This window comes from Caulobacter sp. ErkDOM-C (assembly GCF_048541825.1).
Lineage (GTDB): Bacteria > Pseudomonadota > Alphaproteobacteria > Caulobacterales > Caulobacteraceae > Caulobacter.
On record NZ_CP183332.1, the window covers coordinates 1,148,183 to 1,171,094 of the forward strand.

Here is a 22,912-nt window from a genome sequence, read left to right on the forward strand (position 1 = left end):
CGCGTTCCATGTTGGAAATCATGGAGCCTGCCATGTCCAACACCCATCTCGACGACTTGAAACAACAGATGGAAGCCGCTGTCGCCGTTGAGGATTTCGAGACGGCGAGCAAGTTGCGCGACCAGATCCAGGACCTGCGGCGGGGTAACCTCGTGCGGGGTGTAGAGGACGCGCCTCAGGCCTCGTACTTCCAGCGCCAGGTTCCGGGAAAGATGGGCCTGGGCACGGACCAGCAGGTCTACGCGCCGCCCGAGGGCTGGATCCCGCCCAGGAAGCCTGACCCGATGACCGCCGGCCATTCGCGCGGCGCACGTCGTCGCAAGGGCTAGTCCTTCGCGCCCCGGCCGCTGATGCTTGAGCCGGCGTCCTTGTCCAAGGCCAGGTAAACCGGCAGGGCCATCAGGGTCACCGCGCCGACCGCCAGATAGGGCAGGACGAAGCGGTCGGGCGTCAGGGCGCCGTCCGCGCCGCGCGCCAGATGCAGCATCGCGCCGCCGAAGCTGACACCCATGGCCAGGCCGACCTGCTGGGCCACCGCCGCCAGGGTCGAGGCTGCGGCCACCGAGCTTTCGGGCACATCGGCATAGGCGATGGTGTTGGCGGCGATGAACTGGTTGGAGCGGAAGAACCCGCCCAGGGTCATCAGGGCGATCATCACCCACACCGGCGTCGAAGCCGTGAAGAAGCCGGGCGCGGCGGTGAAGACCGCCGTCAGCACCAGGGCAAAGGCCAGGGCCGTGCGGAAGCCGACCCGCTTGAGGTTCCAGGCCGCGAACGGACGGGCGACCAGCACGCCGCCGCCCGAGGCGATGGTCACCAGACTGGCCTGCAGCGGCGTCCAGCCCAGCGCCACCTGCAGCAGCAGGGGCAGAAGGAACGGGCTGGCGCCGACGCCCAGCCGCACGAACGCGCCGCCCACCAGGCTGGCCCGATAGGTCGGATAGCGCATCAGCGACAGGTCGAGGATCGGTTGGGCCGAGCGTTTGGCCTGGCGCAGATAGGCCCAGCCAACCAGCAGCGCCGCGCCCAGGATCGACAGCTGCAGCCCCACTGGCAGCAGGCCCAGACCCGCCGTCTCGGCCACCACCACCAGCCCGCTGACGGCCACGGCCGCGAGCGCAAAGCCGGCCCAGTCGAAGCGGATGTCGGGCTGGCGCGTCCCGGGCGGCACGAAGCGCATCACGGCGATCATGCCCAGCACGCCCACCGGCAGGTTCAGGTAGAAGATCCACGGCCAGTCGGCGAAGGTCAGCACCAGGCCAGCCAGCGGCGGTCCCATCAGCGGTCCCAGCAGGGCGGGCATGGTGAACCAGCCCATGGCGGTGATCAGCTTGTCGCGCGGGGTCGAGCCCACCACGATCAGTCGCGCCACCGGCGTCATCATCGCGCCGCCCAGGCCCTGCAGGATGCGCGAGGCGACCAGGGCCTCGAGGTTGCGCGACAGACCGCACAGGGCCGAGCCCAGCAGGAACACCACCATCGCCGCCAGGAAAACCCGGCGCGAGCCGAACCGCTCGGCCGCCCAGCCGCTGGCGGGGGTGAACACCGCCAGCGACAGGATGTAGGAGGTCAGGGCCAGCTTCAGATGGATTGGATCCACCGCAAAGGCCCGGGCCAGGGTTGGCAGGGCGGTCGACAGCGCGGTGGCGTCGACAAATTCCATGAACAGCGCGCTGGCCATGGCGATCGCGACCAGCCGGGTGGCCAGCGGCGAGGGCTGCGGGGAAGCTTGCGGTTCTGGCACGCTCTGGGCTTATGCCCCTGGCATGGCCGGCTCAAGTGCTGGCGACGGTCTCAGCGCTTGGGCTTGATCGACAGGGTCACGCCATAGACCATGTCGCGGTCGGAATAGGCCTCGGCCTGCAGCTTGCGACGGGTGGCGCTGAGCGACAGTTGCTTGCCGCCCTTGCGCCAGCCGACGCCGACCTGATGGGTGCCAAAGCGCGTCAACCGGTCCTGAGACCAGCCGGAACCGCGCCATCCGTCGACAGAACTGCGGATCATGTTCCAGCTCAGGGCCTGGCCCGAACTGGCGGCGAACAGCACCCAACGGCCCCGGCGCGGATCCTGGGCCACGCCGCTCATCTTGCCCATCAGGGCCGAGGCGTTGACGGACAGGCGCTGGGACGTCGAAGGCGCGTCGAGCGAGCCGAAGGGCTGGATGTCGATATCCTCGACCTTGACCACCGGAATGCGGCGTGCCGAAGCGCGGACAAGGCCCAAGGCTGGCTGACGCGTTTCGGCGACGGTCACGGCGGTCGCCGCAGGGCGCCTGCGGGGCTCTGCGAGGGTCTGGATCGCGGGCTGGGTCTGGGCGACCAGCAAGGGCTTGGGTGCGGGGACAGAAGCTGGGCCGCCGGCCAGGGGCGCGACCGCTCCGGCCAGATCGATGGGCGAGGGTGCAAGGGTTGAGGCGGGCGCGGCGGCCGCGCGGCGCGGCGCGTCGCCATAGCGAGCGGTGGCGATCGGAGCGTCCGGATCGATACCGGCGGCGTCGCCACCGGCCAGAGTCAGGGTTGCGTCATAGGGCGTCGGCGCATGGGTCGACAGGGCCGTGGCGGTCGTAGCGACCACTCCCAGCCCGGCCGCGACCAGCGCGCCCCTTATGATGACCCCAACCCGCATCGATCCGAACGTTCCCTCGCGCTCGCGTCCCCCAGCGTGCACGTTAAGGATATGCTCAACAGTGTGACGCCTGTACAGGCCCAACGTACCCACGAAATGTGAATTTACGTTCGCGCCCGCTTTTCTGGCGGTCCGGTAGGCGATTTGGGCCTGACCTCGGCGTCCGCGTTTCTGTCGCCACCGGAATTGTCGCCATCGGGCTTGCCACGCGCTTCGAAGAAGAAGTTGGCGCGCTCTGAGAGCCAGGCGGCGACCCGGTCGGAAAACATGCCCGCCAGGACGCCGACGCCCGCAAAGGTCATGACATTGGCGTCGCCCTCCAGCGAGGACGCGTCGCCCAGCAGCACCGCACCACTGCCCAGAATGATGTAGACGCAGACCGCGACCATGCCGCCCAGCCCGATGCGGGCCTCGAAGCCCTCGCCCTTGGTCAGGCCCAGCTGGTTCTCGGGATAGACGATCAGGATCTGGGCGATCAGCAAGGCCCCGAAGGCTCCCGACATGAAGGCCAGCAGGATCTGCAGGGTGGCCGGCGGGAAACCCTCGAACAGGCCGCCCGCCGCCATCCATGAGCCGCGCAGAAGATCGAAGTCACCGAACTTTCGGCCCACCTGCAGGGCCCACTGCCCCTGCTTGTCGGCCTCGTCGAGGGCCGCCTTGGAGCTGTCGACACTGTTCCTAGCCTCGTAGAAGGCCGCATCGGCGCGCGAGGCGTTCTCCATCACCTGCTTGAAGTTAGGTGAGCGCGCGACCAGCGAGTCCCAGATCTTCTGGTCGCGGGGCTTGAGCTCGCAGCTCTGAACCGTCTCCCAGTCCTGGAGCTTGCTGGCGTTGGGGCTGAACTCGCACAGGGCCTGGGCTCTCAGGCGGTCGCGAAAGCTGAAGAAGGCGTCGGACTCGCTCTCGATCGCCGGCTCAAGGCCGGCCCTCAGAGACCGGGTCTTCTCCATCGCCTTGCGTTCGGCGTCGTGCTCGCGCCAGGCCTGATCGCGGGTCTTTTTCAGCTCGGCGGATTTCTTGTAGGCCAGATAGGCCTGGCTGTAGGTGACGGGCTTGCCGTCTTCGTTGGCCACATCCTTCAGCCCGGCCGAGATCGACTGCTGGGCTGAGGCCGTCATCAGGGTGGCCAGGAACGCATAGACGACGAGGATCGACAGCAGGACGCGCGCCAGGCCGATCGCGAACACGACCCTTGGATTTCTGGTCTCGCCCATGCTTGCGCGCCCCCAAGCGAATTTCATCCCAGGGTAGTAAGCGCGTCGCCAGGCGGATTGTCAAAACTTCGGAGAACGCCGTTCGCCGTTAATGGCCCGGTCTAGGCTCGAATGTCCGTCGTTCCTTGAGCTTCAAGGCTTCCTCATCGGGCTTGCGGCCATGCTGGGCCTTGGGCTCGGACTTGGGCACGCTGTAATTGGTCATGGGGTCTTGATGCTGGAACCCATTGGTCATGGCTCTCACTCCCGATCGACAGGTCACTTTATCACGCGGGCTCGTAAACAGGGTCGACCAAGGCGACATCCACGGAGACGTGAAGTCGGGCCTCGCCAGGGTCGCCCAGAATGGCCCCCGAGACCGGCAGGGCCTGGGCCGGGGTGCGGGTCGTGGCCACACGGATAAGGTCCGGCGACTCGGCCAGGCCATTGGTAGGGTCGAACTCCACCCAGCCGAGGTCGGGCAGGAACAGCTCGCACCAGGCATGGGTCGCGCCTGCGCCGCGCACGGCCGAAGCGCGGGGCGAATATAGGTAGCCGGTGGCGAACAGGGCCGCATAGCCCAGCCGGCGCATGCCCTCGACCATCAGCCAGGCCAGGTCTCGGCAGGCCCCCTTGCCGCTGGCCAGGGTCTCCAGCGGGCTCTGGACGCCCTGCTCATAGCGGGTGGTGTAGTCGAACTGCTGATGGATGACCGAATTGACCCGCAGCAGGAAATCCAGCGCCGGCTCGTCCATGCGTCCGCTGAGGCCGCGCAGCCATTTGAGAAGTATAGCGTCGGGATCGTCGGTGACCGGCGCCATGAACGGGGCCAGGGTCGCGTGATCCTCGCGGCCATAGACGATCGGCGTCAGGGTATGGGGGTTGTCGATCCGCAGCGGCGACAGCGGAGCGGGGAAGCGATCTATAATCAGTTCACTGATGATGCTCAGTGAGGTCGACTCGCCGCGCGGATTGAACAGGCATACGCAATTGCCGTTGGCGTCATAGGTCCAGCGGGTGGGGCCGGGCGGGGTGACATAGAGCGAGGCCTGGACGATGCGCAGGGCATGGCTGTCGCGCGGGCGGATCAGCAGCCGGTGTGTGCCGAACCTGACCGGGCGATCATAGTCGTACCGGGTCTCGTGCAGGATTCTGAGTCTTGCCATTGCCGAGCCTAACCCCGGCCGGGCCGCTTGGTTCCGTCAGGCGGCGCCAGATCGCGCCCGGTATCAGGCCGCGAAGCCCGCCTCGGCGAAGGCCAGCATCCGCGCCAGCAGGGCCTCCACGTCGCCCTCGCTGGTGGCCCCTTCCGACAACACGTTCAGGCGATCAAACTCGGCGAAGCGGTTGTTGTGCAGCATGCCCAGGGTGAAGTGCAGGCGCCAGTAGACGTCTTCCGGCGACAGGGTAGGGCGGGCCGCCAGCAGCGCGTCGGAGAAGCGGCGCAGGTGCGAGACGTCGGTCTTCAGGATCTGGCGGATCTCGTCGGTGCCCTCGCTGCGGGCGCGGATCAGGAACTGCAGCGAGATGCGGCGCTCGTGATCGGGGGCCAGCCAGCGCAGGGGCGGGGTCAGCAGGGCGGCCAGCACCTCGCGCACGGGCGGCTTGCCGGCGTTGCGGTCATTAGCCTCGTGCAGCATGCGGGCGCGTTCGCGGTTCAGCTCCGCCGTGCGGCGACGGAAAATCTCGAACAGCAGGGCGTCCTTGGAGCCGAAATGATAGTTCACCGAGGCGAGGTTGACGCCAGCGGCTGCGGTAATGTCGCGCACCGACACGTTCTGGAAGCCATGCAGCGCAAACAGCCGCTCGGCGGCGACGAACACCAGATTCTTGGTCGCGGCTTCGGTCTCGGCGGCCTCTGCCACCCCTTCATTCAGAAGCGGCGAGACGGCGGCGTCGGTGGTCGGACTCACTACAATTCCCCTTTACCCGTGGGGAAGTCTTACGGGCGTTTAAATTTGGCGCAAGCGTCAAGATCGGCCGAAGGCTGATGAAGTACTGGTGGGACCGCTTGTTTGGCGCGGCGGTGCGCTGCGGAATTTCCGCTGCGGAAGGGGCCGGCTGTACGGGGGTAAACCGCACGCTATCCCCTGATGGGCACGGGGATCGACGCCCCATGTCCTGTCCCTGAAGGGAGTGATGCAGCCTCAGCCGACTTCCCCCTCCGGTCGCTGCGCGACCGCCTCCCCCTTCAGGGGGAGGACTTTTACCCCCGCACCAGCTCGCGCATCGCCTTGTCCAGGCCCTCGATGGTCAGCGGGAACATCCGCTCGTTCATCAGGGTCTTCATCACCCCGATCGACTGGGTGTAGTCCCAGTGCCGCTCGGGCGTGGGGTTGAGCCAGATGCAGCTCTGATAGATGTCGGCCACCCGCTGCATCCAGATCGCGCCGGGCTCCTCGTTCCAGTGTTCGACACTGCCGCCCGGATAGGTGATCTCGTAGGGGCTCATCGTCGCGTCGCCGATGAAGATCACCTTGTAATCGCTGGGGAACTTGTGGAGCACGTCCCAGGTCGGGATCTTCTCCACCTGACGGCGGCGATTGTCCTTCCACACGGCCTCGTAAAGGCAGTTGTGGAAATAGTAGAATTCCAGGTTCTTGAACTCGGTCTTGGCGGCGCTGAACAGCTCCTCGCAGAGCTTGATGTGGCCGTCCATCGAGCCGCCGATGTCGAAGAACAGCAGCACCTTGATCTTGTTGCGCCGCTCGGGGCGCAGTTGGATGTCGAGATAGCCCTTTTCCGCCGTGCCGCGGATGGTGCCGTTCAGGTCCAGTTCCTCGGCGGCGCCTTCGCGGGCGAACTTGCGCAGGCGGCGCAGGGCCACCTTGATGTTGCGGGTGCCCAGTTCGACCGAGTCATCGAGGTTCTTGTATTCGCGCTTGTCCCAGACCTTCACGGCCTTGCCGTGGCGGCTCTTGTCCTGGCCGATGCGGACGCCTTCGGGATTGTAGCCGTTATTGCCGAACGGACTGGTGCCGCCCGAGCCGATCATCTTGTTGCCGCCCTCGTGGCGCTTCTTCTGTTCCTTGAGGCGCTCCTGCAGCATCTCCATCAGCTTCTCGAAGCCGCCCATGGCCTCGATCGCCGCCTTTTCCTCGTCGGTCAGGAACTTCTCGGTCAGGGCCTTTAGCCACTCTTCCGGGATGTCGGCGGCGAGGCCGTCACTGACGGTCTCCAGGCCCTTGAAGACGTGGCTGAACACCCGATCGAACTTGTCGAGGTTCTTCTCGTCCTTCACCAGGCTGGCGCGGGACAGGAAATAGAAGTCCTCGACCGAACGGTCGATGACGTCCTTGTCGAGGGCTTCCATGAGCATCAGGTACTCTCGGAGGCTGACCGGCACCTTGGCCTGGCGGAGCTCGGAGAAGAAGCGAAGGAACATCGATGCGGGCTTTCGAACAGATGTTTGGAGTGTGGAGGGTTCTTAAACGGGACGCAACAGGGGGTGCGGGTCTCGCCGGAGAATGAATTCCAGATCCTGAATCTCCCCGACCGGGAAAAAGTACTCCCCGACCTTGGCGAAGCCCAGCCGCTCATAGAACCGCTGCGCTCCGAAGTTCTCGGACCACACCCCGATCCACAGGGGGCGGGGGCCATCCTTCTCCAGCCACTCCAGTGCGGCGTTCATCAGCATGGAACCCTTGCCGCCGCCCTGGCACCCTTTCAGCACATAGATGCGCTTCAGCTCGCCATCGCCCGGTTGTACGTCATCGTGTGGCAGGTCGCAGGGACCGGCCATGGCGTAGCCGATCGCCTCGCCGTCATCCTCCAGCAGCCAGGTGGCCTTGTCGGGGTGAGCCAGATCGCTCCGGGTGCGCTCCAGCCCGTAGGCATAGGCGATGAAGGTCTCCAGATCCGCCGGCGGATACAGATAGTCGAAGGTCTGGATGAAGGTGCGGGCGCCCAGGCTGGAGACCGTGTCGGCGTCTTCAAGGGTGGCGCGGCGAAGGGAAAGGCTCATGCCGATCCTGATAACCGCGATCGACCGGTTTCGTCCAATGGCTGTCCGCGCTACCGTCCGGTCATGAGCATCGCCCTGTTCACCCATTCCGATATGCTGGACCACCGGCCAGGCGACGGCCACGCCGAGCGGCCTGAACGGCTGCAGGCGGTGATCGACGCCCTGGGCGACGACGCCACGCTGGACCTTGAAACCCATGAGGCGCCGCTGGTCGACATCGCCGACCTCGCCCTGGTGCACCCACAGGCCTTCATCGACACCATCCTGGCTTCGGCCCCCAGCACGGGCCGCCATGCCCTGGATCCCGACACCATCCTGACCCCCGGCAGTCTGGTCGCGGCGCGGCGAGCGGCCGGGGCGGCGGTTTCAGCCGTGCGCCAGATCGCGGCCGGGGAGGGCATGAGGGCCTTCTGCGCGGTGCGGCCGCCGGGCCATCACGCCGAGCCGGGCACAGCCATGGGCTTCTGCGTGTTCTCCAACGTGGCGGTCGCGGCGCGGGTGGCCCAGGCTTCGGGCCTTCGCCGGGTGGCCATCGTCGATTTCGACGTCCATCACGGCAATGGCACCCAGGCCGCGTTCGAGCACGACCCCACCGTCTTCTTCGCCTCGATCCACCAGTCGCCGCTGTATCCCGGCACCGGTGATCCGTCCGAGACCGGCCTGGGCAACATCGCCAACGCCATCGTGGCGCCGGGCGCCGCCCGGGAAACCTGGCGGGCGGGGTTCGAGGGGCTGATGGACAAGGTCGACGCCTTCTCGCCGGACCTGATTCTGGTGTCCGCCGGCTTCGACGCTCATGTCCGCGATCCGCTATCGGCGCAGAACCTGGAAGCCGAGGATTTTGCCTGGGCGACCCGGGCGATCGTCTCGGTCGCCAATGCTCGGTCGCGGGGCCGTATTGTTTCCTCGCTCGAGGGCGGCTACGACCTGCAGGCGCTGGGACGCTCAGCCGCCGCGCATGTCAGCGCTCTGCAGGAGGGATGAAGGGATCGACGGGCAGCCGTCGCTCTCTCGGGAACATGGCCGACGCAAGCAACGCCGACCACACCCTCGCGGAGGAAAGACCGGTGCGTCCGGGCCTTATCACCCTGGCCCGACATGGCGAGCCGGCCCTGTCGCGCAAGGTGCGCTTCAACTGCGCCGCCTACGGCGAGTGGTGGGCGCGTTATGAAGTCGGCGGGCTGAAGCCGGGCCAGACGCCGCCGGCCTCCCTGGTCGAGACCTGCCGGCAGGCCAGCCTCGTCATCGCCTCGACCCGCCGCCGCTCGATCGAGACCGCCCAGGCCGTCTGCGCGGGTCGCGCCTTCTCAACCGATCCGTTGTTCGTCGAGGCACCACTGCCCCCGCCGCCCTGGCCGTCATGGATCAAGATGAAGCCCAGTCATCTGGGATTCTTCGCTCGCTTCTGGTGGTGGTTCTTCAACCACCACGGCGGGCAGGAGACCCGGGCCCAGGCCGAGCTCCGCGCTGACCAGGCTGCCGACCTGCTGATCGATCTGGCCGCCGGTGGGCAGGACGTGCTGGTTCTGGCCCACGGCTTCTTCAACTGGATGGTCGCCCGGTCTCTGAGAAGAAAGGGCGCGCTCCAGCTGCTTGACGAAGGCCACGCCTATTGGAGCGTCAAGCGCTTCACCCTGGCCTGAAGACCACGCTCCCAAGACGAGAGGGCGCATTGCGACTTCCCTTAACGACGGCCGCATTCTAGGTCGTTGCCCGTATCTTCCCGCCCCACTAGGGTGCGGCCGTTCTCCTCGGAGTTGAAATGACCGACGCCTCGAAAGCCATGGATGGAGATCTCGCCGGGCTGAGCTTCGAGCAGGCCCTGGCCGAGCTGGAAAAGATCGTGTCCGAGCTGGAGTCCGGCCAGGCCCCGCTGGAGCGGTCGATCGACATCTATGAGCGCGGCGCGGCCTTGAAGGCCCACTGCGAAAAGAAGCTCGAGGCCGCCCGCCTGAAGGTCGAAAAGATCGTTCTGGGCCAGGGCGGCGCAGTCAGCGCCGAACCGGCGGACTTCGCCTGATGGCTTCAGCGCCGATCTCCTATGACGACTTCGAAAAAGTGGATATCCGCATCGGCACCGTGACCAGGGCCGAGCCGTTTCCCGAAGCCCGCAAGCCCGCCTACAAGCTGACCATCGATTTTGGCCCGAAGATCGGGATCAAGCGCTCGTCGGCCCAGGTGACCAAGCACTATGCCCTGGACGATCTGGTCGGGCGCCGGATCGCGGCGGTGGTCAATTTTCCGCCACGCCAGATCGGTCCTGTGATGTCCGAGGTTCTGTGTCTGGGCTTTCCCGACGCTGAGGGTGATGTGGTGCTGGTCAGCGTGGATCGCGCGGCGCCGGACGGGGGGAAGCTGTTTTGATCGATCTGGAACGTCGCATCGTCCAGGCGGCCGACATCGTCACCGTGGCGCTCGACGAGCTTCTGCCACGGGCCGACGGCCCCGAGAGCCGGCTGACCGAGGCCATGCGCTATGCGGCCCTGGGGCCTGGCAAGCGGCTGCGGCCGTTCTTCGCCCTCGAAACCGGCAAGATGTTCGACCTGCCCGAGCGCCCGGTGCTGCGCGCCGCCTGCGCCCTGGAATGTATCCACGCCTACAGCCTGGTGCATGACGACCTGCCGGCCATGGACAATGACGACGTGCGTCGCGGCCGGCCGACCGTGCACATCCAGTATGACGAAGCCACCGCGATCCTGGCGGGCGACGCGCTGCAGACCGCCGCCTTCGAGATCATGGCCCACCCCGACACCCACGATGACGGCCACATCCGCGCCGAACTGGTGCGCAAGCTGGCCATCGCTTCGGGCGCCAAGGGCATGGCGGGCGGCCAGATGATCGACATTCTGGGCGTTCGCGACGATCTGGGGGCTGTGGCCCGCATGCAGCGCCTGAAAACCGGCGCCCTGATCGCCTTTGCCTTTGAAATTCCGCTGATCATCGCCCGGGCAAAAGATTCCGAGCGCGCCGCCCTGATGGGCTTCGCCCAGGACCTGGGTCTGGCCTACCAGATCGTCGACGACATTCTCGACGCCGAGGGCGACGAAGCCGTGCTGGGCAAGGCCGCGGGCGGCAAGGACGCCGCCATGGGCAAGACCAACTATGTCACCCTGCTGGGCCTGGACGCGGCCAAGGAACGGGCGACGCTTTTGGCCGCTCAAACCAAGTCTCACCTCGATATTTTCGGCGAACGCGCCAATCATCTGCGCCGCAGCGTTGATTTCGTGCTGGACCGGCGCAGTTGACCGCGCTTTCTTCGGACATGACCATCGTGACTCCTCTTCTCGACAAGATCGCCTCGCCCGCCGATACGCGCGGTTTTTCCGTGGCTGAGCTCAAGCAACTGGCCAGCGAGGTCCGCGCCGCGACCATCGACGCGGTGTCGGTGACCGGCGGGCATCTGGGCGCCGGCCTGGGCGTGGTCGAGCTGACCGTCGCCCTGCACCACGTGTTCGAGACGCCCAAGGATATCCTGATCTGGGACGTCGGCCATCAGGCCTATCCGCACAAGATTCTCACGGGTCGCCGCGACCGCATCCGCACCCTGCGTCAGGGTGGCGGCCTGTCGGGCTTCACCAAGCGGGCCGAGAGCGAATACGATCCGTTCGGCGCGGCCCATGCGGCCACCTCGATCTCGGCGGCGCTGGGCTTCTGCGCTGCGCGTGACCAGAAGGGCGAGACCAACAAGGTCGTGGCCGTGATCGGCGACGGCTCGATGAGCGCCGGCATGGCCTATGAGGCGATGAACGCGGCGACCGACACCACCAAGCAACTGACGGTCATCCTCAACGACAACGACATGTCGATCGCCCCGCCGGTTGGCGGGATGAGCGCCTATCTGGCCAACCTCGTCTCGGGCGGCGCCTACCGGAAGGTTCGCAAGCTCGGCAAGACCGTCGTCGAGAAGCTGCCGACCCCGATGCGCGAAGCGGCCCGCAAGGCCGAGGAATATGCGCGCGGCATGGTCACCGGCGGCACCTTCTTCGAGGAACTGGGCTTCCACTATGTCGGCCCGATCGACGGCCACGACATGGAGGCCCTGGTCTCGGTGTTGAAGAACGCTCGCAACTTCGAGGACAAGCCGGTGCTGGTCCACGTCGTCACCCAGAAGGGCAAGGGCTATGCTCCGGCCGAAGGCGCCGCTGACAAGCTGCACGCCGTGGTCAAGTTCGACGTTGTCACTGGCCAGCAGCAAAAGGCCGCAGCCGGCCCTCCCAGCTACACCAAGGTGTTCGCCCAGGAACTGGTCCGGCAGGCTGAGCACGACTCCAAGATCGTCGCCATCACCGCCGCCATGCCCTCGGGCACGGGGCTGGACATCTTCCAGAAGGCGTTCCCGGGACGCACCTTCGACGTCGGCATCGCCGAGCAGCACGCGGTGACCTTCGCCGCCGGCCTCGCCGCTGACGGCATGAAGCCCTTCGCGGCGATCTATTCGACCTTCCTGCAGCGCGGCTATGACCAGGTCGTCCACGACGTGGCCATCCAGCGCCTGCCCGTGCGCTTCGCCATGGACCGCGCCGGCCTGGTCGGCGCAGACGGCCCCACCCACGCCGGCACCTTTGATGTCGGCTTCATGGGCGCTTTGCCCGGCATGATCCTGATGGCCGCCGCCGACGAGCTGGAACTGGCCCGCATGGTCGCCACCGCCGTCGAGATCGACGACCGCCCCAGCGCGTTCCGCTATCCGCGCGGCGAGGGCCTTGGCCTTGAGATGCCGATCGGTCGCGCCGACCCGCTGGAGATCGGCAAGGGCCGCATCGTCCGCGAGGGAACCAGCGTCGCCATCGTCTCGTTCGGCACCCGCCTGGGCGAAAGCCTGAAGGCCGCCGACCTGTTGGCCGCGCGGGGCCTGTCGGCCACCGTCTGCGACGCCCGCTTCGCCAAGCCGCTGGACATCGACCTGCTGTTGCGGCTGGCCCGCGAGCACGAAGCCATCATCACGGTGGAAGAGGGCGCCATGGGCGGCTTCGGGGCCTTTGTGCTGCAGGCCCTGGCCCAGCACGGCGCGCTGGATCGCGGCCTGAAGATCCGCACCCTGGTGTTGCCCGATATCTTCCAGGATCAGGACAAGCCCGAGGTGATGTACGCCCAGGCGGGTCTCGACGCCGAGGGCATCATGCGCGGCGCGTTGTCGGCCCTGGGGATCGACAACATCTCGGCGGCGGGCCGCCGGGCCTGATCAGGCCGCGGCGCATGACCTGAAGAACGCCTTCACCGGCCCCTCGTCCTCACGCCTGGCGTGAAGATTGTGCCGCTCGCCGTTCGTCAGGATGGTGAGGTCGCCGGTGTGCTGAAAGCCGGTCAGGGCAGGGGCGCTCATCCGGCCGCGCGCTTCCAGCAGGCCGATGTCGACCAGGGCGCTGTCGGCCTTCCCGGCGGGAAAACGGCTTTCGATGCGGTCGGACGCCAGGACGATCTCGCGGCCATTGAGGCCTACGGCTGAAATCTGGACGCTGTCGGCGCCCGGCGAACAGCTGAGCATCAGGATGACGTCGTCGCTCGAGGGCCGGCCATAGGCCAGGCGCGGAGCCTCGCTCGCGTCGCTGAGGAATGCCCAGCGATAGCCGCTGTCGGCGACCTTCTCGTGGGTGCAGCCCGCCAGGCCGGCGGCCAGCAGTCCCAGAGCGGCAAGTGCGGCGAGCGGACGTCCCATGGCGGTTCTCCTGCCTGATGGAACGCGGCCGGAGCGCGGGGGTTTCGCGGGGGCCAGAAACACTTCAGGCGCGGACACCCTTGGAGGGCCGCGCCTGAAGGTCTTGAAGGGGACGGACCGGTTCTTGCGCGAACCGCCCGTCGCCGGATCAGAAGGGCGAGAAGCGTTCGACCAGGGCCTGACCGGCCGGGGTCTTCTGCATGCGGCTGATATCGCCGCGGCCGCCATAGCTGATTCGGGCTTCGGCGATCTGGGTGTGCTTGATGGTGTTGGCCGAGGAGATGTCCTCGGGACGGACGATGCCGGCGACTGTCAGTTGGCGCAGTTCGGCGTTGGTGCGCACTTCCTGCGTGCCCTGGATGATCATGTTGCCGTTGGGCATGACCTGGCTGACCACGGCGGCGATCGTCAGGCTGATCTTTTCGGACCGGCTGACGCTGCCGCCGCCGGCGTTGGTGAAGGTGGAGTTGGTGCCGATGGCCTTGGCCGGATCAAACCCGCCCGGCAGGATCTTGCCCAGGCTGGATTCCAGACCCAGGAAGTTGCTGACGCCGGCATCTGTGGTGGAGGCGCGATTGCTGGCCGAGTTGTTCTTGGTGCTGGCGCTGTCGTCGATATCGATCTGGACGGTCAGGATGTCGCCGATCTTGCTGGCCCGCTGGTCGTTGAAGAAGGCGCGGGCGCCGACCCGCCACAGCGAATTGGCAGAAGCCGACTGGGGCGCCTGGTCGCGCGAGGCGACAAATTGCTGGGTCATCGGCGCCAGCTGGGCGGGATAGCCGACGGGGGCCAGTTCCGGCCCCCTCACGGCTTCGGTGACGGTCGAGCAGGCGGCGAGCGGGGCGAGCAGGGCGAGGGCGGCGATCAGGGCGGGGCGCATGCGAATGACCTCTAGCGAGCGGCGTAACGGACTGACGATCGGTTTTGCAAGGACTGCGCCTGCGGACCGACCATCGCGGAGCCAGGACCGGTCGCGACCGCCTGGATGATCTTCTTGGACAGGGTGTTCTGGACGGAGACCGCGTCGCCGGCGGCTGCGGCCGACATGGCCTTTCCTTGTAGGGCAAGGGAAACACCGCCGTTTTCGTAGGTCACGGTGATGATGTCGCCGTTCTTGATGACCTGGGCGGCGGAGACATCGCGCAGCGAGGCTGCGGCGCCTTCACGCAGGGGGCGCTTGGCGCTCATGCCGATCAGGGCGTCAGCGTCCTGGGGCGCGTCGCTGGGTGCGGCGGCCACCTTTACCCAGATCAGATCCTGGGGCTGCACGATCTCGCCAGCCGCCAGACTGCGGGCATAGGCAAGAACTTCCACATTGCCCCTGGCGCGAACCACGCCGCCGCCGCCATCGGCGCCCTGGCGGACGATAATCCGGCGCATACCCTGTGAATTGCTCCAGTCCAGGCCGGCGCGGCGAGCGGCCGATTGCACCTGGCCGGCGTCGAGAACGGTGGTGGCGCCGATACGGGTGGCGACCAGGATCTCCGAGGCCGATCCTGCCCCGTCGAACAGGTCGCCCAGGGTGACGCGGCCGTCGGCGTCGGTGGTGTCCATCTTCAGCGAAACGGTCTGTCCGGCGAGCGCAGGACCGGCGAGTGCCAGGGCGCAGACGGTGATCAGCAGGCGCGTCATGAGCCTAGGACCTCAGCTGCGAGGTGGCCTGGAGCATCTGGTCGGCCGTGGTGATCACCTTGGAATTCATCTCGTAGGCGCGCTGGGCGACGATCAGGGCGGTGATCTCGCTGACCGCGTCGACGTTGGAGGATTCCGTGTAGTTCTGCATAAGGGTGCCGAAGCCGGGTTGGCCGGGGGCGGCGATGTTGGCGGGACCCGAGCCGCCGGTTTCCATGAACAGGTTGTCGCCTATGGCTTCCAGGCCGCCTTCGTTCATGAAGTTGGCCAGTTCGATCTGGCCGATGGTCTGGGGCGCGGTCTGACCCTGCAGGGTCACCTGCACCAGGCCGGTCTTGCCGATGGTGATGGCGGTAGCGTTCTGCGGGACGGTGATGCCGGGCTGGACCGCGTAGCCGTCGTCGGTGACGATCTGGCCCTGATCATTGGTCGAGAAGTTGCCGGCGCGGGTATAGGCCGTCTCGCCCGAGGGCATCAGGATCTGCAGGTAGCCCTTGCCCTGGATGGCCACGTCCAGCTCGTTGTTGGTCATGGTGGGGGTGCCCTGCTCGGTGATCCGGTAGACCGAGCCGGCCTTCACGCCGCCGCCGATCTGGACGCCCGTGGGCACGACATTGCCGTCGCTGGACGACTGGGCGCCGGCCCGTTCGATGGTCTGGTAGAGCAGGTCCTGGAACTCGGCCCGCTGACGCTTGAAGCCAACCGTATTCATGTTGGCGATGTTGTTCGAGATGACCTCGACGTTCAGCTGTTGGGCTGACATGCCGGTTGCGGCGGTGCGCAGAGCTTGCATTGTCTAGTTTCCCTTAATTGGCTTTGCCGAGGCGCTCGACGGCGGAGCGCGTCAGTTCGGCGGCGTTGTCCATCATCTTGGCCATGCTCTCGTAGGCGCGCTGCACCTCGATCAGCTTGGTGATCTGGACGACGGACTGGACGTTGGAGGATTCCAGCATGCCCTGGTGCACGACGGCGTTAGGCGCTTGCTGGAGCGTGGCGTTGGCGGTGTTGCGATAGAGGTTGTCGCCGTCCTTGCTGAGCGAGGACAGGTCGTCGGCGCGAACCACGGCGATCTTGCCGACGCTCAGCTGGCCCTGGCTGACGATGCCGTCCTTGCCGATGGTGACGGCCCCTTGCTTGGGGTCGATCAGGATTTCGCTGCCGCCCTCGTCCAGCACGGGATTGCCGGTCTGGGTAACCAGCTTGCCTTCGGGGTTGGTCGTGAAGCGGCCGTCGCGGGTGTAGCGCTCGCCGCCGGCCGTCTGGACCTTGAAGAAGCCCTGGCCCTCGATGGCCACATCAAAGTCGCCGCCGGTCTTGGTCATGGCGCCTTGGGTGAAATCACGCACCACGCCGTCGTCGAGCACGAACTTGACGGGATTGGTCCCACCCAGCGTCCTGGCCGGCTTGGCGGCTTCCGTACGGACCATCAGGTCCTCGGTCTTGAAGCCCGTCGTGTTGGCGTTGGCGATGTTGTTCGCGACGATGTCCAGCTCGCGGCGGAGCGTCATCTGGCGCGAAAGGCCGATATACAGCGCGTTGTCCATAACGAGTTAACTCGGGCGGCTGGCGCGACAAATGCGCCGCAGTCTTGTCAGCAACCTTCGTGCCAACGTCAAAAGGCCAGTAAAAACAAACAATAGGAAGGTTAACGCGGGGGTGTTGGGCGGAGTCTGCCGGGTTGAATCTGCCTGCGACGAATTGGCCTCCAAAACACATCGTTAACCATGCTCGCGCATGAGTACGGGGGTAGATTCCAAGGAACCGCGCGCGTGGCCAAAAAACCCCCCAAGGAAGCTCCCGCCCCCGAAGGCGAAGAGGGCGCTGTCGAGGGCGAAGCTCCCGCCAAGAAGAAGCCGCCGATCGTTCTGATCGCGGCCGCTGCTGGCGTTCTCGTGCTGGGTGGCGGTGGCGCTGCAGCCTTCTTCCTGATGAAGCCCAAGCCGCCAGAGGCCCATGGTGAAAAGGGCGCTGAAGAGCACGGCAAGGAAAAGAAGGAAAAGAAGGAAAAGAAGGACGACAAGAAAAAAGAAGGCGAGCACGGCGCCGCTGCCGGCGCCGAGGGCGCGGCCGGCGTGCCGGTGATCAAGGAAGGCCCTGACGGGATCGTCTTCTACACCCTGCCTGACATCGTCGTGAACATGCAGACCGCCGACGGCAAGTCGACCTTCCTGAAGCTGAAGCTGACCTTCGAGCTGCCCGACGAGGAAACGGCTGAGGTTCTGACGCCGAATCTGCCCAGGCTGCAGGACATGTTCCAGACCTTCCTGCGCGAGCTGCGTCCGGAAGACCTGAACGGTAGCCAGGGCACCTACCAACTCCGCGTCGAGTTGCTGCGTCGGGTCAATCTCGTCGCCGCGCCGTCAAAGGTGAACGCCGTCCTGATCGAGGAGATGCTGATCAACTAGCTCCCTAGGGAGCTGGCTGGGCAAACCAACATGGCGGACGAACTCGACGATCAGGCCGCGATGGCCCAATGGGCCTCGCAGAACCCTCCGGGCGGGGCCGAGGGCGGCGGGGCTGCGAGCGAATTCGGCGATTTCAGCGGCGGCATGGGCGGCGGCGGCTGGGACGACGGCGGTGGCGGCGACATGGCGGGGTCCGAGCGGATCCTGAACCAGGACGAAATCGACAGCCTGCTGGGCTTCGACCTGTCGGGCGACGGCAACGACGACCGCACCGGCATTCGGGCGATCATCAATTCGGCGCTGGTCAGCTACGAGCGCCTGCCGATGCTCGAAATCGTCTTCGACCGCTTGGTGCGGTTGATGACCACCAGCCTTCGCAATTTCACCAGTGACAACGTCGAGGTCAGCCTCGACAACATCAGCTCGATCCGGTTCGGCGACTATCTGAACTCAATTCCCCTGCCGGCCATCCTGGCGGTGTTCCGGGCCGAGGAGCTGGACAACTACGGCCTGCTGACCGTCGACTCCAACCTCATCTACTCGATCGTCGACGTGCTGCTGGGCGGCCGTCGCGGCACGGCGGCCATGCGCATCGAAGGCCGCCCCTACACCACCATCGAGCGGGTGCTGGTGCAGCGGATGATCGAGGTGGTCCTGCACGACCTGAAGGCCGCCTTCGAACCGCTGCATCCGGTCTCGTTCTCGCTGGATCGGCTGGAGACCAACCCGCGCTTTGCCGCCATCGCCCGGCCCGCCAACGCCGCGATTTTGGTCAAGCTGCGCATCGACATGGAAGACCGTGGCGGCCGTATCGAACTGCTGCTGCCCTACGCGACGCTGGAGCCCATCCGCAAGATGCTGCTGCAGCAGTTCATGGGCGAGAAGTTCGGCCGCGACAACATCTGGGAAGGCCACTTGGCCACCGAACTCTGGACCACCCAGATGGAGGTCCGCGCCGTTCTCGACGAGCAGCAGCTGCCGCTGTCCCGAGTGCTGAACCTGCAGGTCGGCGACACCATGATGCTGAACGCCACGCCTGACAGTCTGGTCGAGCTGCGCGCCGGCGCGATCCCGCTGACGCGTGGTCGCATGGGCCGGCGCAACCACTCTATTGCCATCCGCGCCGAGGCTCCGCTGTCGCCTGCGGCCAAGAAAGCGGTTCAAAAGCTGAAATGAGCCTCGTCGCCGTCGCCATGAATGGTTTGCTTGCGGTGCTGCTGATCGTGGCCCTGGGCTTTGGCTGGCGCCTTGAGCGTCGCCTCAAGGCCCTGCGCGACAGCCATGTCGGCTTCGCCAAGGCCGTGGCCGACCTGGATCAAGCCGCCGCGCGCGCCGAGCAGGGCTTGGCTGATCTGCGCGCCGCCACTGACGAGGCTTCCGAATCCCTGGCTGATCGCATCGAGCGCGCCACAGTCCTCGCCGCCAAGCTCGACGAGCGCCTCAACCGCCCGATGGTGACCCCGTCTCCCGCCGCCGCCCCGGCTCCCTTGGCGACGCGTATTGAGGCCTCCGAGCCGAAGGCGGACCGCCGCCTCAAGGCCGAGGATTTCGAGCGCCTGCTGGATCGTGAAGCCAAGGCTAGTCGTCCGATCGAGTCTTCCGCGCGCGCCAACCTCGAGTCGCGACCTGGTGTCTCCAAGGAAACCCCGCGTTCACGAGCGCGGGTTGATGATGACCTCTTCGAGGGCCCGGTCGATCCGCCGCGTCCCGGACCCAGTTTCAGAGCCCGGTGATGAAGAACATTCCTCGTATTCTCCCGCTCGTCGGCGTCGCCGTTGGCGGCGTTCTGGCTGTCAACGCCCTGGCCGGCGCCAAGTCGCTGCCCGACATGCTCGGCGGCGCCAAGGCTTTCGCCGAGGGTGTGGTCAAACCGGACGCGAAGGCCGAACACGGCGAAGAGGCAAAGTCGGCCGAGTCTGCCGGTCATAACGCTGCCGCCTCAGCGGCCTCGTCGGTTCCGCCCCGCGTTTGCGCGCCGTCGGTGACCGACCTGGCCCGCGAGGCCGGCCTGTCGCCCGCTGAATTGCGCATCCTGCAGAGCCTGGGCGCGCGTCGCGGCCAGCTGGACCAGCGTGAGCAGGACATCGACGTGCAGTTGCAACTGCTGGCGGCCGCCGAAGCCAAGCTGGACGCCAAGGTCAAGGCGTTGACCGGTCTGAAGGGCGATATTCAGGGTCTTCTCGGTCAGGCCGACACCCAGAAGTCGGCCGAAGTCGAGCGCATGGTCACTGTATTCTCGAGCATGAAGCCCAAGGACGCCGCCGCGCGCATGACGATCCTGGAGGACTCGGTTCGTCTACCGATCGCCGCCAAGATGAAGGAGCGCACGCTCAGCCTGATCCTGGCGAACATGACGCCGGTCGAAGCCAAGGCCCTGACCGAGCGCCTGGCCAACCGCTTCGCCAATGAGGCGATCAACAAGGGCAAGGCCGCGATTGCCGAGAACGGCGCGCCTGCGGCCGACGCGAACGCCCCGGGCAAGCAGGCGGCCGCCGCGCCGCTGGCGGGCGCCGCCGCGCCCAAGAAGGCCGGTTAGGCATTCCATGAGCCTTCGCGCGATCCTGCGGTCCAGCGTCGCGGCGGTTTGCATCGCCAGCGTGGCGGCGCCGTCGGTCAACGCCGCCGGTCCTGTCGCCGCGTCGCGGGCTTCCCTCGATGTACGCTTCGCCCAGGCAGCCGAGTTCAGCCGTCTGGAGTTCCATTGGGCCGGTGGCGCCCGCATGACGTCAAAGCGCGACGGTCAGGTCCTGACCCTGCGCTTCAATCGCGACGCCAATCCCGACATGTCGGCCCTGCGGCTGAATCCGCCGCGCTGGGTGAAATCCGCCGAGGCCCGTCATTCGGGCGGGGCGCTGGAAATTGTCATCACCCTGGCCGACGACGCCGAGGCCCGCGTGGGCAACGCGGACGGCGCCGACTTCGTCAATATCTTCCCCCGTGCGGGCGCCATGGCCGCCGCCGCCCAGCCGCCGGCGCATGTCGCCCCGGTCGGCCGTCCCAATCCCATGCCGCAGGGGGGCGTGGTCAAGGCTGGATACGAAAAGGCCGATGGCCAGGTGCGGTTGGCCTTCAACTGGGCCGCCCCGTCCGGCGCCGCCGTGTTCCGGCGTGGGGAAGCGGTCTGGGTGGTGTTCGACACGCCCGCGCGCCTGGACATGTCGAAGGTTCCGGGCGCCAGCGCCCATTATTCCAGGATCCAGGTCTTTAAAGGCGCCGACTACAGCGCCCTGCGCATCGTCACGCCGCTGGGCACGCCCTATTATGCCGAGGGGCAGGGTGGTCAGTGGACGATCAGCCTGGGCGCCGGTTCGCAGGCTACGCCCGACTCCATCCGCGTGGCCCGGGACGAGACCGTCACACCCGCTACCCTGACCGCGGCCCTGGCCGGCGTCACCAAGGCGGTCTGGGTCAATGATCCTGCCGTTGGCGACCGCCTTCTTGTCGCGCCGGCCTTGGCGCCGTCCAAGGGCCTGCCGTCGCGCCGTGAATATGTCGAGATGGCGCTATTGCCCTCCGCCCAGGGCCTGGCCGCGGAGACCTACGCCAGTGACCTGATGGTCTCGATCGATGGCGACCTGTTGCGCATCGGTCGGCCCAAGGGGCTGGTGCTCTCGCCGCTTTCGGCCGCCAAGGCCCCGGAAGAGGCCGCCGCCGGCGCCCCGCAGCCGATGGCCATGCCGGCCCTGATCGATCTCGAGAACTGGCCCAAGACCGGGTCGGGCGGGTTCCTGGCGCGCTACAACGCGCTGCAGGGCGCCATCGCCGCAGCGGGCGAGGGCGAAGACAAGAGCGGCGATATCGGGGCCCGCATGGCTTTGGCGCGCTTCCTGGTCGGCTCCGGGATGTCCTATGAGGCTATTGGGGTTCTCAACGCCGCAGCCCGCAAACACCAGACCCTGATGGGCGACGCCGAGTTCCGTGGCCTGCGCGGCGTGGCGCGGGTGATGGCCAATCGTTTGGCCGAAGCCGAAACTGATTTTGCGTCGCCCGTCCTGGCTGACGACGCTTCAAGTGCGCAGTGGCGTGGCTATATTGCCGCCCAGCAGGGCGAGTGGGTCGACGCGCGCCAGAAATTCGCCACCGGCGGCCGGGCGCTTGACCTTTTTCCGGCGCTCTGGCGCGCGCGCTTCCTGCACGCCCAGGCCAAGGCTGCGCTGGGAACCGGCGATCTTGTTGGCGCCGCGCGCCTGGTCGCTGACGCTTTGAGCCAGCCCAAGATCCCCGTTGAGGACCAGCTTGATATCCGCCTGACCCAGGCACGCCTGTTTGAGGCCAAAGGCGAGAAGAGCCGCGCTCTGCGCATGTTCCAGGCCATCGCCAAGGCGCCGATAGATCGCATCGCCGCGCCCGCCATGCTGCATGCGACCCAGATCCGGCTTGCCAAGGGCCAGATCGACGCGGCGGCCGCAGCCAGCGAACTCAATCAGCTCCGCTTCCGCTGGCGGGGCGACGGCGTCGAGCTGGAGACCATTCGCGGTCTGGGCAAGCTGTTCATCGACCAGGGCCGCTATCGCGAGGCGCTGGAGGTTCTGCACTCGGCCGGGAACAACCAGCCCGATCACCCGGAGGCGATCGGGTTGCGCAGGGACCTCAATGGCGCGTTCCGGGCCCTGTTCCTTGACGGTCTGGCCGACGGCATGCAGCCGATCCAGGCCGTCGGCCTGTTCTATGATTTCCAGGACCTGACTCCGCTGGGCGCTGACGGTGACCAGATGGTGCGCAATCTCGTGCGCCGCCTGGTGGATGTCGACCTGCTGGATGAAGCCGGCAAGCTGTTGAAGTATCAGGTCGACAACCGTCTTGACGGCGTGCCCAAGGCCCAGGTGGCGACCGATCTGGCCTGGATCTACCTGATGAACAAGCAGCCCGAGAGCGCGCTGCAGGCCATCAACGAGAGCCGCACCACGATCCTGCCGCCGGCCCTGAACGCCGAGCGCCGCCTTGCGACGGCGCGGGCCTATATGGGCCTTGGCCGCTACGACGCGGCGCTTGAACTGGTCGAGAACGACAACAGCCGTGACTCCCAGGATATCCGCGCCGAGATCGCCTGGAAGCAGCGCACCTGGCCCGCCGCCGCCACCCTGTACGAAAAGTCGCTGGGCGACCGGTGGAAGGGTCCGGGGGCTTTGGCCGTGGGTGAGGAAGCCCGGCTGCTGCGCGCGGGGGTGGCCTACAGCCTGGCCGACGACGATGTATCACTTGGCCGGCTGCGTCAGCGCTATTCCGGCTTTGTGGAGGGCGCGCGCAATCCCGAGGGGCTGCGTGTCGCCCTGTCGGGCATGAACGTCGAATCGCTGTCGAGCGCTGACTTTGGCCGCGTGACCGCCGACAACGAGGCGTTCGGGGGTTGGGTGGCCAAGATGAAGGACCGCTTCCGGGCGGCCCGCCCTGCCGGATCGCCCGCTCGGGGCTAGCCCGCAAGGACATTTCGCCTGAT

General features: G+C 66.7%; 25 protein-coding genes. 12 read left to right on the forward strand and 13 right to left on the reverse strand.

The features are described from left to right. Positions 1–32: 32 nt before the first annotated feature. Positions 33–329: a UvrB/UvrC motif-containing protein gene (locus ACN2C8_RS05530; protein WP_419254831.1), complete on the forward strand. Its 297-nt coding sequence runs from the start codon at positions 33–35 to the stop codon at positions 327–329. Here ACN2C8_RS05530 and ACN2C8_RS05535 read toward each other — a convergent pair. From ACN2C8_RS05535 to ACN2C8_RS05570, 8 genes are all read right to left on the reverse strand, one after another. Further along, the gene (locus tag ACN2C8_RS05535; RefSeq protein ID WP_419254832.1) at positions 326–1,744 is read right to left on the reverse strand and encodes an MFS transporter; all 1,419 of its coding nucleotides are present in this window, start codon (positions 1,742–1,744) and stop codon (positions 326–328) included. The genes ACN2C8_RS05530 and ACN2C8_RS05535 overlap by 4 nt on opposite strands. A gap of 50 nt (positions 1,745–1,794) precedes the next feature. Beyond that, positions 1,795–2,625: a hypothetical protein gene (locus ACN2C8_RS05540; RefSeq protein WP_419254833.1), complete on the reverse strand. Its 831-nt coding sequence runs from the start codon at positions 2,623–2,625 to the stop codon at positions 1,795–1,797. A 104-nt stretch (positions 2,626–2,729) separates the two neighbouring features. Further along, positions 2,730–3,839 carry a hypothetical protein gene (locus ACN2C8_RS05545; protein WP_419254834.1) on the reverse strand — a complete coding sequence of 370 codons (1,110 nt, stop codon included), beginning with the start codon at positions 3,837–3,839 and terminating at the stop codon, positions 2,730–2,732. Positions 3,840–3,927: 88 nt separating this feature from the next. Continuing rightward, a complete protein-coding gene (locus tag ACN2C8_RS05550; protein WP_419254835.1) occupies positions 3,928–4,074 on the reverse strand; it encodes a hypothetical protein in 147 nt (48 codons plus the stop codon). Between the two features lie 31 nt (positions 4,075–4,105). Beyond that, entirely contained in the window at positions 4,106–4,984 is an 879-nt protein-coding gene (locus ACN2C8_RS05555) for a transglutaminase family protein (protein ID WP_419254836.1), read from the reverse strand. Between the two features lie 63 nt (positions 4,985–5,047). After that, positions 5,048–5,731, reverse strand: coding sequence for a TetR/AcrR family transcriptional regulator (locus ACN2C8_RS05560; RefSeq protein ID WP_419254837.1), 684 nt, complete (start codon positions 5,729–5,731; stop codon positions 5,048–5,050). Positions 5,732–6,024: 293 nt separating this feature from the next. Beyond that, the gene (locus ACN2C8_RS05565; protein ID WP_419254838.1) at positions 6,025–7,203 is read right to left on the reverse strand and encodes a vWA domain-containing protein; all 1,179 of its coding nucleotides are present in this window, start codon (positions 7,201–7,203) and stop codon (positions 6,025–6,027) included. 42 nt (positions 7,204–7,245) lie between these two features. Continuing rightward, positions 7,246–7,782: an N-acetyltransferase family protein gene (locus ACN2C8_RS05570; protein ID WP_419254839.1), complete on the reverse strand. Its 537-nt coding sequence runs from the start codon at positions 7,780–7,782 to the stop codon at positions 7,246–7,248. A gap of 63 nt (positions 7,783–7,845) precedes the next feature. Between ACN2C8_RS05570 and ACN2C8_RS05575 the strand changes: the two genes are divergently transcribed. The 6 genes from ACN2C8_RS05575 (at position 7,846) to dxs (ending at position 12,964) form a co-directional block, all read left to right on the forward strand. Continuing rightward, complete coding sequence (locus ACN2C8_RS05575) at positions 7,846–8,766, forward strand: histone deacetylase family protein (RefSeq protein WP_419254840.1); 921 nt, start codon at positions 7,846–7,848, stop codon at positions 8,764–8,766. Continuing rightward, positions 8,763–9,425 (forward strand): histidine phosphatase family protein, encoded by a 663-nt coding sequence (locus ACN2C8_RS05580; protein ID WP_419254841.1) that lies wholly within the window; start codon positions 8,763–8,765, stop codon positions 9,423–9,425. The genes ACN2C8_RS05575 and ACN2C8_RS05580 overlap by 4 nt, the downstream gene beginning before the upstream one ends. Positions 9,426–9,544: 119 nt before the next feature. Continuing rightward, positions 9,545–9,802, forward strand: coding sequence for an exodeoxyribonuclease VII small subunit (locus ACN2C8_RS05585; RefSeq protein ID WP_419254842.1), 258 nt, complete (start codon positions 9,545–9,547; stop codon positions 9,800–9,802). Continuing rightward, the gene (locus tag ACN2C8_RS05590; protein ID WP_419254843.1) at positions 9,802–10,146 is read left to right on the forward strand and encodes a tRNA-binding protein; all 345 of its coding nucleotides are present in this window, start codon (positions 9,802–9,804) and stop codon (positions 10,144–10,146) included. Before ACN2C8_RS05585 ends, ACN2C8_RS05590 begins: the two co-directional genes overlap by 1 nt. Next, entirely contained in the window at positions 10,143–11,027 is an 885-nt protein-coding gene (locus ACN2C8_RS05595; protein WP_419254844.1) for a polyprenyl synthetase family protein, read from the forward strand. Before ACN2C8_RS05590 ends, ACN2C8_RS05595 begins: the two co-directional genes overlap by 4 nt. A 17-nt stretch (positions 11,028–11,044) precedes the next feature. Beyond that, positions 11,045–12,964 (forward strand): 1-deoxy-D-xylulose-5-phosphate synthase, encoded by a 1,920-nt coding sequence (dxs, locus tag ACN2C8_RS05600; protein ID WP_419255823.1) that lies wholly within the window; start codon positions 11,045–11,047, stop codon positions 12,962–12,964. Here dxs and ACN2C8_RS05605 read toward each other — a convergent pair whose 3' ends face one another. The 5 genes from ACN2C8_RS05605 to flgF form a co-directional block, all read right to left on the reverse strand. Continuing rightward, the gene (locus ACN2C8_RS05605; protein ID WP_419254845.1) at positions 12,965–13,438 is read right to left on the reverse strand and encodes a hypothetical protein; all 474 of its coding nucleotides are present in this window, start codon (positions 13,436–13,438) and stop codon (positions 12,965–12,967) included. A gap of 148 nt (positions 13,439–13,586) precedes the next feature. After that, the gene (gene flgH / locus ACN2C8_RS05610; RefSeq protein ID WP_419254846.1) at positions 13,587–14,318 is read right to left on the reverse strand and encodes a flagellar basal body L-ring protein FlgH; all 732 of its coding nucleotides are present in this window, start codon (positions 14,316–14,318) and stop codon (positions 13,587–13,589) included. 11 nt (positions 14,319–14,329) lie between these two features. After that, positions 14,330–15,070, reverse strand: coding sequence for a flagellar basal body P-ring formation chaperone FlgA (gene flgA / locus ACN2C8_RS05615; RefSeq protein ID WP_419254847.1), 741 nt, complete (start codon positions 15,068–15,070; stop codon positions 14,330–14,332). A 4-nt stretch (positions 15,071–15,074) separates the two neighbouring features. Next, positions 15,075–15,863: a flagellar basal-body rod protein FlgG gene (gene flgG / locus ACN2C8_RS05620; RefSeq protein ID WP_419254848.1), complete on the reverse strand. Its 789-nt coding sequence runs from the start codon at positions 15,861–15,863 to the stop codon at positions 15,075–15,077. A gap of 13 nt (positions 15,864–15,876) precedes the next feature. After that, positions 15,877–16,614 carry a flagellar basal-body rod protein FlgF gene (gene flgF, locus ACN2C8_RS05625; RefSeq protein WP_419254849.1) on the reverse strand — a complete coding sequence of 246 codons (738 nt, stop codon included), beginning with the start codon at positions 16,612–16,614 and terminating at the stop codon, positions 15,877–15,879. 225 nt (positions 16,615–16,839) lie between these two features. On the opposite strand from flgF, the gene fliL reads away from it, so the two are divergent. The 5 genes from fliL to ACN2C8_RS05650 are packed head-to-tail and all read left to right on the forward strand — an operon-like array spanning position 16,840 to position 22,889. Further along, positions 16,840–17,475, forward strand: coding sequence for a flagellar basal body-associated protein FliL (gene fliL / locus ACN2C8_RS05630; protein WP_419254850.1), 636 nt, complete (start codon positions 16,840–16,842; stop codon positions 17,473–17,475). Positions 17,476–17,505: 30 nt separating this feature from the next. Then, a complete protein-coding gene (gene fliM / locus ACN2C8_RS05635; RefSeq protein WP_419254851.1) occupies positions 17,506–18,651 on the forward strand; it encodes a flagellar motor switch protein FliM in 1,146 nt (381 codons plus the stop codon). Then, positions 18,648–19,208, forward strand: coding sequence for a DUF6468 domain-containing protein (locus ACN2C8_RS05640; RefSeq protein ID WP_419254852.1), 561 nt, complete (start codon positions 18,648–18,650; stop codon positions 19,206–19,208). The genes fliM and ACN2C8_RS05640 overlap by 4 nt, the downstream gene beginning before the upstream one ends. Beyond that, positions 19,208–20,011: a MotE family protein gene (locus ACN2C8_RS05645; RefSeq protein WP_419254853.1), complete on the forward strand. Its 804-nt coding sequence runs from the start codon at positions 19,208–19,210 to the stop codon at positions 20,009–20,011. Before ACN2C8_RS05640 ends, ACN2C8_RS05645 begins: the two co-directional genes overlap by 1 nt. Before the next feature lie 7 nt (positions 20,012–20,018). Continuing rightward, positions 20,019–22,889: an endoglucanase gene (locus ACN2C8_RS05650; protein ID WP_419254854.1), complete on the forward strand. Its 2,871-nt coding sequence runs from the start codon at positions 20,019–20,021 to the stop codon at positions 22,887–22,889. Positions 22,890–22,912: the final 23 nt, after the last annotated feature.

Coding starts and splice junctions, on each gene's coding strand:
- ACN2C8_RS05550 (WP_419254835.1), bottom strand. CDS start 4,074: ATGACCAATGGGTTCCAGCATCAAGACCCCATGACCAATTACAGCGTG.
- ACN2C8_RS05640 (WP_419254852.1), top strand. CDS start 18,648: ATGAGCCTCGTCGCCGTCGCCATGAATGGTTTGCTTGCGGTGCTGCTG.
- flgA (WP_419254847.1), bottom strand. CDS start 15,070: ATGACGCGCCTGCTGATCACCGTCTGCGCCCTGGCACTCGCCGGTCCT.
- flgF (WP_419254849.1), bottom strand. CDS start 16,614: ATGGACAACGCGCTGTATATCGGCCTTTCGCGCCAGATGACGCTCCGC.
- ACN2C8_RS05540 (WP_419254833.1), bottom strand. CDS start 2,625: ATGCGGGTTGGGGTCATCATAAGGGGCGCGCTGGTCGCGGCCGGGCTG.
- ACN2C8_RS05555 (WP_419254836.1), bottom strand. CDS start 4,984: ATGGCAAGACTCAGAATCCTGCACGAGACCCGGTACGACTATGATCGC.
- flgG (WP_419254848.1), bottom strand. CDS start 15,863: ATGCAAGCTCTGCGCACCGCCGCAACCGGCATGTCAGCCCAACAGCTG.
- ACN2C8_RS05650 (WP_419254854.1), top strand. CDS start 20,019: ATGAGCCTTCGCGCGATCCTGCGGTCCAGCGTCGCGGCGGTTTGCATC.
- ACN2C8_RS05590 (WP_419254843.1), top strand. CDS start 9,802: ATGGCTTCAGCGCCGATCTCCTATGACGACTTCGAAAAAGTGGATATC.
- flgH (WP_419254846.1), bottom strand. CDS start 14,318: ATGCGCCCCGCCCTGATCGCCGCCCTCGCCCTGCTCGCCCCGCTCGCC.
- ACN2C8_RS05575 (WP_419254840.1), top strand. CDS start 7,846: ATGAGCATCGCCCTGTTCACCCATTCCGATATGCTGGACCACCGGCCA.
- ACN2C8_RS05530 (WP_419254831.1), top strand. CDS start 33: ATGTCCAACACCCATCTCGACGACTTGAAACAACAGATGGAAGCCGCT.
- ACN2C8_RS05545 (WP_419254834.1), bottom strand. CDS start 3,839: ATGGGCGAGACCAGAAATCCAAGGGTCGTGTTCGCGATCGGCCTGGCG.
- ACN2C8_RS05605 (WP_419254845.1), bottom strand. CDS start 13,438: ATGGGACGTCCGCTCGCCGCACTTGCCGCTCTGGGACTGCTGGCCGCC.
- fliM (WP_419254851.1), top strand. CDS start 17,506: ATGGCGGACGAACTCGACGATCAGGCCGCGATGGCCCAATGGGCCTCG.
- ACN2C8_RS05585 (WP_419254842.1), top strand. CDS start 9,545: ATGACCGACGCCTCGAAAGCCATGGATGGAGATCTCGCCGGGCTGAGC.
- ACN2C8_RS05580 (WP_419254841.1), top strand. CDS start 8,763: ATGAAGGGATCGACGGGCAGCCGTCGCTCTCTCGGGAACATGGCCGAC.
- ACN2C8_RS05565 (WP_419254838.1), bottom strand. CDS start 7,203: ATGTTCCTTCGCTTCTTCTCCGAGCTCCGCCAGGCCAAGGTGCCGGTC.
- ACN2C8_RS05645 (WP_419254853.1), top strand. CDS start 19,208: ATGAAGAACATTCCTCGTATTCTCCCGCTCGTCGGCGTCGCCGTTGGC.
- ACN2C8_RS05570 (WP_419254839.1), bottom strand. CDS start 7,782: ATGAGCCTTTCCCTTCGCCGCGCCACCCTTGAAGACGCCGACACGGTC.
- dxs (WP_419255823.1), top strand. CDS start 11,045: ATGACCATCGTGACTCCTCTTCTCGACAAGATCGCCTCGCCCGCCGAT.